This window comes from Streptomyces sp. T39, assembly GCF_008042045.1.
In the GTDB taxonomy this organism is placed as follows: Bacteria; Actinomycetota; Actinomycetes; order Streptomycetales; family Streptomycetaceae; genus Streptomyces.
In genome coordinates, this window is sequence record NZ_RDBP01000037.1 from 179,854 (window position 1) to 187,848 (window position 7,995).

Annotated in this window: 6 protein-coding genes; 5 read left to right on the forward strand and 1 reads right to left on the reverse strand. The window is 74.7% G+C overall.

The features are described from left to right. The first annotated feature begins 23 nt into the window (after positions 1 to 23). The 4 genes from EAO77_RS23250 (at position 24) to EAO77_RS23265 (ending at position 5,348) form a co-directional block, all read left to right on the forward strand. Entirely contained in the window at positions 24 to 1,388 is a 1,365-nt protein-coding gene (locus tag EAO77_RS23250; RefSeq protein WP_147990241.1) for an NYN domain-containing protein, read from the forward strand. Between the two features lie 321 nt (positions 1,389 to 1,709). Continuing rightward, positions 1,710 to 2,735 (forward strand): C40 family peptidase, encoded by a 1,026-nt coding sequence (locus EAO77_RS23255; protein WP_147990242.1) that lies wholly within the window; start codon positions 1,710 to 1,712, stop codon positions 2,733 to 2,735. A 228-nt stretch (positions 2,736 to 2,963) separates the two neighbouring features. Further along, complete coding sequence (locus tag EAO77_RS23260; RefSeq protein ID WP_147990243.1) at positions 2,964 to 3,998, forward strand: NlpC/P60 family protein; 1,035 nt, start codon at positions 2,964 to 2,966, stop codon at positions 3,996 to 3,998. Positions 3,999 to 4,115: 117 nt separating this feature from the next. Next, positions 4,116 to 5,348, forward strand: coding sequence for a hypothetical protein (locus EAO77_RS23265; RefSeq protein ID WP_410088673.1), 1,233 nt, complete (start codon positions 4,116 to 4,118; stop codon positions 5,346 to 5,348). Here EAO77_RS23265 and EAO77_RS23270 read toward each other — a convergent pair. Further along, positions 5,305 to 6,534, reverse strand: a complete 1,230-nt coding sequence (locus EAO77_RS23270) for a glycosyltransferase 87 family protein (RefSeq protein ID WP_147990244.1) — start codon at positions 6,532 to 6,534, stop codon at positions 5,305 to 5,307. The two genes, EAO77_RS23265 and EAO77_RS23270, sit on opposite strands and share 44 nt — an antisense overlap. A 92-nt stretch (positions 6,535 to 6,626) precedes the next feature. Here EAO77_RS23270 and EAO77_RS23275 point away from each other — a divergent pair, with 92 nt between their 5' ends. After that, positions 6,627 to 7,769: a glycosyltransferase family 4 protein gene (locus EAO77_RS23275; protein WP_147990245.1), complete on the forward strand. Its 1,143-nt coding sequence runs from the start codon at positions 6,627 to 6,629 to the stop codon at positions 7,767 to 7,769. Positions 7,770 to 7,995: the final 226 nt, after the last annotated feature.

Below are 7,995 nucleotides of genomic sequence, written 5' to 3' on the forward strand. Positions count from 1 at the left end.
ACGGGTGGCAGGGGTGACGGATCGTGGAGCAGCCCGCGAGTGGCGCGGAGCCGGCCGGTGCGGCCGGTGACGCCGCCGAGGCGCTCGACCGACCCCTGCCCGAAGGCGTCAGGCGCCGTGTCGTCGCGCTGGTCTCGGACGCCTTCGGCGGTCTGACCGTCACCGAACTGCCCCCCCAGCTGCGGCAGTACGCCCGTTTCACCCCGAGCCGGCGCGCCAAGTTCGCCGGGAACGCCATGGCCGCGGCGCTCGACAGCGACCCCGTCTTCCGCCAGCGGATCGGCGAGCGGCTCGGCAAGGGCCAGCCGGAACTCGCGCGCGCCCTGGAGTCCGGGGCGCCGCCCGCGGCCGCCGACCCGGTGGACGTGGCCGCCGCGGCCTATGTGCTCAGACCCTCAGGATGGGTGAAACTCGTCGCCGCCGCGGGCGAGGAGGTCCAGCGGGCCGACGCCGAGCGCGCCGACGAGGAGGGCCGGCGCGAGCTGGAGCGGCTGCGCGAGGAACTGGCCGAGGCCCGCACCCAGATCAAGTCGGAGACCGACCGCCTGCGCGCCGAGCTGGAGGCCGCCCGCAGGGAGAGCGAGTCGCTCGCCCGCAAGCTCCGCAGCGCCCAGGCCGACCTCAAGCGCGGCGAGGCGGCTCTGCGCCGCAGCACGGGCGAGATGGAGTCGGTGCGGGCGCAGGCGGCGGCCCAGGTGTCGGCGGCCGAGAGCGAGAGCAGACGGCTGAAGGCCCGTCTCGGCGAGGCGGAGGCCGCCGTGGAGGCCGGACGCCGTGCGGCGCGCGAGGGCCGCTCCGTCGAGGACATGCGGCTGAGACTGCTGCTGGACACCGTGCTGGACGCCGCGCAGGGCCTGCGCCGCGAACTGGCGCTGCCGCCCGCCGGGATGCATCCGGCCGACACGGTCGACGCCGTCGAGCCCGGCCGCATGTCGCCCAAGGACATCGCGAACAGGGCGCTGTCGGAGACCGACCCGGCCCTGCTCGACCAGCTGCTCGCGCTGCCCCAGGCCCATCTGGTGGTCGACGGCTACAACGTCACCAAGACCGGCTATCCGACCATGCCGCTGGAGAAGCAGCGGCTGCGGCTGCTCGGCGGTCTGTCGGTGCTGGCCGCGCAGACCGGTGCCGAGGTCACCTGTGTCTTCGACGGCGCCGAGCTGGCGGCTCCGGTGCTGCTGGCGCCGCCGCGCGGTGTGCGGGTGCTGTTCTCCAAGGCCGGGGTCACGGCCGACGAGCTGATCCGCCAGCTGGTGCGCGCCGAGCCGCCCGGCAGGCCCGTGGTGGTCGTCTCGACCGACCGCGAGGTGGCCGACGGGGTGGCCAAGGCGGGGGCGCGTCCGGTTGCGTCCGCGATGCTCCTCAAGCGGCTTTCGCGCGTCTCGTAACGTCCGTACCCAATGCCCGTATTGGGGGTCGAGGGTGCGGGACGGTGTGTCAAGTGGCCACTACTGCGCGTGTGATGTGAGTAAAGAATGCCCGCGCGGGCCGAGAATTTTCCGATGAGGATTTGAACTGATCACAAGAAGGTCACTAGGGTCGGCCTTCGAACCTTCGCGCGGTTGATCACCCACCCGGGGTGGCAGCGAAGGAACCGCCGAGTTCGTACAGTTCGACCCTATTTCCCCCAGGGACCCGACGTGCGGACGCCGGGGTCTCGAACCCCCCACAGCCCGGTAGGCGGCTCGAGGAAGAAGGAGCTCGCCTTCGTGGCGTCCCACCGTCGTCCCAAGCAGCCGAGCCGCACCCGCGTGACCGTGCTCACCGCGACCGCCGCAGCCGCCGTCGCGCTCTCCGCCCAGACCGCCCAGGCCGACCCGAAGCCGAGCAAGAGCGAGGTCAAGGAGAAGGTCGACAAGCTCTACGAAGAGGCGGAGCAGGCCACCGAGAAGTACAACGGGGCCAAGGAGAAGCAGGAGAAGCTCAACGAGGAGATCGACGCGCTCCAGGACCGGGTCGCGCGCGGTCAGGACGAGCTCAACACCCTGCGCAACAGCCTCGGTTCGGTCGCCAGCGCGCAGTACCGCTCGGGTGGCATCGACCCCTCGCTCCAGCTCTTCCTCTCCGGTGACCCGGACACCTACCTGGACAAGGCCTCCGCCCTCGACCAGCTCGGGGCCAAGCAGACCGACGCCATCCAGGACATCCAGGCCAAGCAGCGCACCCTCGCGCAGCAGCGCCAGGAGGCCCAGGGCAAGCTGAAGGACCTCGCCGACACCCGCGAGGAACTCGGCAAGAAGAAGAAGGAAGTCCAGGGCAAGCTCGCCGCCGCGCAGAAGCTGCTCAACTCCCTCACCGCCGCCGAGCGTGCCGCGCTCGCCGCCGACGACACCCGCGCCAACCGCGCCAGCTCCCGCGCCGACCTCGGCAACTCCGTGCCCGCGTCGCAGCGTGCCGCCGCCGCGTTCGCCGCCGCCCAGTCGAAGATCGGCAGCCCGTACGTGTACGGCGCCTCCGGCCCGAGCTCCTTCGACTGCTCCGGCCTCACCTCCTGGGCCTACGCGCAGGCCAACGTCTCCATCCCGCGCACCTCCCAGGCGCAGGCGAACGCCGGCACCCGCATCTACTCCCAGAGCCAGCTCCAGCAGGGCGACCTCGTCATCTTCTACGGCGACCTGCACCACGTCGGCTTCTACGCCGGCAACGGCCAGGTGCTGCACGCGCCGAAGCCGGGCGCGAACGTGCGCTACGAGTCGATCAACAACATGCCCTTCCAGTTCGGTGTGCGTATCTGACGGATCGTTCGGTGACGGGTGGGGGAGGCTCCCACACCCGTCCGAACGGGGGAATTCCGTCACATCCCGCTGACGTCGCGCCCCGCCGGTGACCTGTGGTTCCGGCGGGGCGTCACTGTGCGTGCCCGCCGCGGTCGTTGGCCGCCGCGTGATCGCACGGCTACTGTCTGCCGCGCAACATCCCCAGTCCTTCGCGTTCAGCGACGTGTGCGGAAGGGAGCGCGGCACGTGGTGTCCCACCGCCGACCCTCACAGACCGGTCTCCGATCGAGTGCCCGGAGCACCGTGCTCTCCGCCGCCGCGGCGGCCACGGCGGCCGTCGGCCTCGGCGCCACCCCGGCGGGGGCCGAGCCCCGCGAGCCCGCCCAGACCGCCCGCGCCCGGGTCGACCTGCTCCACCAGCAGGCGGAGCAGGCCACCGAACGCTTCAACAAGGCCCGTGAGGACGCCGGCCGGCTGCGCGAACGGGTGGCGCACGCACAGGACAGCGTCGCCCGCGGCCAGGAGCGCATCAACCGGATGCGGGAGGCGCTCGGCACGGTCGCCGGCGCCCAGTACCGGTCCGGCGGTGTCGACCCCGCGCTCGAACTCCTCCTCTCCTCCGACCCCGACACCTACCTGGAACGGGCGTCCGTCCTCGACCGCCTCGGCGACCGCCAGGCCCACACCCTGCGCGAACTCCGGCACGAGCAGCGCGACCTCGGCCAGGAGCGCGCCGAGGCCGCCCGCGACCTCACCGAGCTGGAACGCAGCCGCGCCGAGGTCGCCCGCCACAAGCGCGCCGTCGAACGCAAGCTCTCCGAGGCCCGCCGTCTGCTGAACAGCCTGCCGGACGCCGAACGGGCCGCCTTCGACCGCGCCTCGCGCAGCGGCCGCGACGGAGCCCTGCCCGGCCTGGACGGCCTCACGGCGAGCTCCCGGTACGCCTCGGCCGCAGCCCTCGCCGCCCGCGGCGCGGTGGGCCGCCCGTACGTGTGGGGTGCCAACGGGCCCTCGGGATTCGACTGTTCCGGCCTGGTGCAGTGGTCCTACGCCCAGGCGGGGGTGGGCCTGCCGCGCACCTCCCAGGCCCAGGCGAACGCGGGCCGCCGCATCCCGCTCTCCGAGGCGCGGCCGGGTGACATCGTCACCTACCGCGGCGACGCCAGCCACGTCGGGATGTACATGGGCAACGGCCAGGTCGTCCATGCGCCCTACCCGGGTGCCGCGGTGCGCTACGACCCCGTCGGGATGATGCCGATCCACGCCGTCACCCGCGTCTGACCGCCCCCGCGGGCCGTTCCCGCCCCGGGGCCGCGCGGCCCCCCGCCGGGTGCCCGGAGGGCCGGGAGCGACCGTTCGGCCCGCCCCCTCGCCGCCGGGTTACGTACGATCGGCAGCGTGGCAGGTCGGAGGCGCACAGCGCGCGCGGTGGCACGGCGTACGGCGGGGTTCGGCCTCACCGCGCTGCTGCTGGTGCCCGCGTGCACCTCCCGGACCGCTCCCGTGGACCCGACCGCCGAGGCCGTCCGGCGCACCCTGGACGCCCGCGCGGACGCCGTCGTCCGCCACGACCGGGACGCGTGGCTCGACGCCGTCGACCCCGCGGCCACCGCCCTGCGCGAGGCCCAGGGCACGGAGTTCGACAACCTCCGCGACGTGCCGGTGGGCACCTGGGAGTACACCGTCGAGGGCGTGCGGCACCAGGACGGCCGGGCCGTCGCCGACACCCGGCTGCGCTACCGCATCGACGGCTACGACGCGGCTCCCGTCGTCGCCTCCCGCATCGTGGAGTTGGCCGAGCGCGACGGCCGCTGGTACATCACGGCCGACCGCCCCGGCAGCGGGGCCCCGCAGCAGCTGTGGCAGCAGGGCGACGTGGAGGCCGTCCGCGGCAGCCACAGCCTGGTGCTCGGCGTCGGACAGGACGGGAAGCGGCTGCGCGACCTCGCCGCCGCGGCCGACCTCGCGGTGCCGGCGGTCACGGACGCCTGGCCCGAGAAGTGGGCCGGCCGGGTGGTCGTGCTCGTGCCGCCGTCCCTGGAGGACATGGGCAGGCTGCTGGGCGCCCCCGCGGCCGGCTACCGGGGCATCGCCGCCGTGACCACGGGCGAGAGCGGCGGCGGCCCGGACGCGCCCGCCGACCGGGTGGTCGTCAACCCCGAGGCGTACGGACTCCTCGGCGCCTTCGGCCAGGACGTCGTGCTCACCCACGAGACCGTCCACGTCGCGACCCGGGCCCACACCTCCGCCGCCACACCCATGTGGCTCTCCGAGGGCTTCGCCGACTGGGTCGCCTACCGGGACAGCGGCCGCACCGCCGAGGAGAGCGCACCCGAGCTGCGCGACGCGGTCCGGGGCGGCGACGTGCCGGCCTCGCTGCCCGAGGACGAGGCGTTCTCCTTCGGCGGGGACGCCGGCGCGCTGGCACGGGCCTACGAGGGCGGCTGGCTGGCCTGCGAGCTGATCGCCGAGCGCTGGGGCGAGGAGCGCCTCACCGCCTTCTACCGGACGGTCGGCGAGGCGGAGCACCGCGACGGCGCCGTCGAGCACGCCCTGGCCCGTGAGCTGGGCGTCACGGTCGAGGACTTCACCGCGCAGTGGCGCGACCATCTGCGCGAGCGGCTGGGCTGACCCCGCCCGGCGCCGCCGCCGGCCCCTGCCACAGCCGCCGCCCGGCGGCCACGGCCGCGGCCACCAGCAATCCGTTGCGCGCCACGAGCAGCCCGATCCCGAGCGCGTCGCTCGCCACCACATGGCCGAACCAGACCGGGAACTCCAGCACGGTCACGGCGGTGGCCGCGAGCACCAGGGCCGCCGGACGCCCCATCCGGGTCTCCGGCCGCACCAGGCACACGGCGGCCAGCCCCACCAGCCACACCAGGTACTGCGGGCTGATCACCCGGCTGGTGACCGTGAACAGCAGCACCGCGGTGAACGCCGCGTCCGCCGGCGTGGCGGGCCCCCAGGTGCGCGCCCGCAGCCGCCACACCACCAGCCAGACGACCGCGGCCGCGCTGAGCGCGAGCGCGAGGGCGCTCACGAGCCCCACGTACGGGCCCATGAACTCGACCGACCCGTAGTTCAGCAGCACCTCGCCCCGCCACCCGAGATGCCGGGCCACATGGAACACCAGCGCCCCCAGCGACTCGACCTCCGTGCCCCGGTCGCGCTGGAAGCCGAGGAACGCCGTCGCGCCCGGCATCGACGCGGCGAAGGCGAGCGTCAGGGCCGCCGCCGTCACCGCCGCCGTCCCCCACGCCCGGCGGGCCGCCCGGCCGCGCTCCACCCCCACCAGCAGCAGCACCGGCCACACCTTCAGCAGCGCCCCGAAGGCCGCCAGCGCCCCCAGCACCCGGGGCCGCCGGGCGCCCGCGAGCAGGGCGGCCACGGCGACCGCCGTGACCATCAGGTCGTACCGGGCGTAGACCGTCGGCCCCAGCAGCGGCACCCCGGCCACCCACGTCCACACCGCCCGGGGCGCGGCCCCCGGCCGCTGGGCCGCCCGCAGCATCAGCAGGACCAGCAGGTCGCACAGGAGCACCAGGACGAAGAAGGCCGTGTCGTAGGGCAGCCACGGCAGCAGCCCGGGGGAGAGGATCGCGAGCGCCGCGGCCGGCGGGTACTGCCAGGTGACGTCGTCCAGCGGGAAGGAGCCGGTGCGCAGCACCTCGTACCAGCCCCGGTAGATCACCGACACGTCCGTGGTGACGTCCGGGCCCGGGAAGGTGAGCGCGCCCAGGACGAACAGCAGCAGTGCCGTCCGGGTCAGCGCCCACACCGCCAGGGGGAGGGCCGTGCGCCGGGGCGCCTTCGCCATCTGGTGCCCTCCGTCTCCGCCGCCGAGGCTGCCCATCATGCCGGGCGGGGCCCCGCGGGCCCGGTAAGGCGCATTCGGTACTGTCGGCGGCGATGCACAAGACGCTGATCGTGACGAACGACTTCCCGCCCAGGCCGGGCGGCATCCAGGCCTTCCTGCACAACATGGCGCTGCGGCTCGACCCCGGCCGGCTCGTCGTCTACGCCTCCACCTGGAAGCGCGGGCGCGAGGGCGAGGAGGCGACGGCGGCCTTCGACGCCGAGCAGCCGTTCACCGTCGTGCGCGACCGCACCACGATGCTGCTCCCGACCCCGAGGGTCACCCGGCGGGCCGTGGGCCTGCTGCGCGAGCACGGCTGCGAGTCGGTGTGGTTCGGGGCGGCCGCGCCGCTCGGGCTGATGGCGCCCGCCCTGCGCGGCGCGGGCGCCCGCCGCATCGTCGCCACGACCCACGGCCACGAGGCCGGCTGGGCCCAGCTGCCCGCCTCCCGGCAGCTGCTGCGCAGGATCGGCGAGGGCACGGACACCATCACCTATCTGGGCGAGTACACCCGCTCCAGGATCGCCCGCGCGCTGACCCCCGAGGCCGCGGCCCGCATGGTGCAGCTGCCGCCGGGCGTCGACGAGAAGACCTTCCACCCCGGATCGGGCGGCGACCGGGTCCGGGCGCGCCTCGGGCTCAGCGACCGCCCCGTGGTCGTGTGCGTGTCACGTCTGGTGCCGCGCAAGGGCCAGGACACGCTGATCGAGGCGATGCCCGCGATCCTGGCGGAGGTGCCGGACGCCGTCCTGCTCGTCGTGGGGGGCGGCCCGTACGAGAAGGACCTGCACGCCCTCGCGGCCCGGACGGGCGTGGCGGACTCGGTGCGCTTCACCGGGGCGGTGCCCTGGTCGGAGCTGCCCGCGCACTACGGCGCCGGCGACGTGTTCGCGATGCCGTGCCGGACGCGGCGGGGCGGGCTCGACGTCGAGGGCCTCGGCATCGTCTACCTGGAGGCCTCCGCGACCGGCCTCCCGGTCGTCGCGGGCGACTCCGGCGGTGCGCCGGACGCCGTGCTCGACGGCGAGACGGGCTGGGTCGTCCGCGGCGGCGAGCCCGCCGACTGCGCCGACCGCATCGTGACCCTCCTGCGGGACCCGGACCTGCGCCGCCGCATGGGCGCACGGGGCCGCGCCTGGGTCGAGGAACGCTGGCGCTGGGACCTCCTCGCGGAGAAGCTGCGCGAGCTTCTCTGACCCGGCGCTCTCGCGGGAGGGGCCGCCCTGTGCGGCCCCGGGGCGAGGCGCTCTCGCGGGTGGGGCGCCTCTGCGGGATGTGACGGAATTCCCCCGTTCGGACGGGTGTGGGAGCCTCCCCCACCCGTCACCGAACGATCCGTCAGATACGCACACCGAACTGGAAGGGCATGTTGTTGATCGACTCGTAGCGCACGTTCGCGCCCGGCTTCGGCGCGTGCAGCAC

Excerpts from the sequence above, each read along its gene's own strand:
- EAO77_RS23270 (WP_147990244.1), bottom strand. The coding sequence starts at position 6,534 with ATGGCGAAGGCGCCCCGGCGCACGGCCCTCCCCCTGGCGGTGTGGGCG.
- EAO77_RS23275 (WP_147990245.1), top strand. The coding sequence starts at position 6,627 with ATGCACAAGACGCTGATCGTGACGAACGACTTCCCGCCCAGGCCGGGC.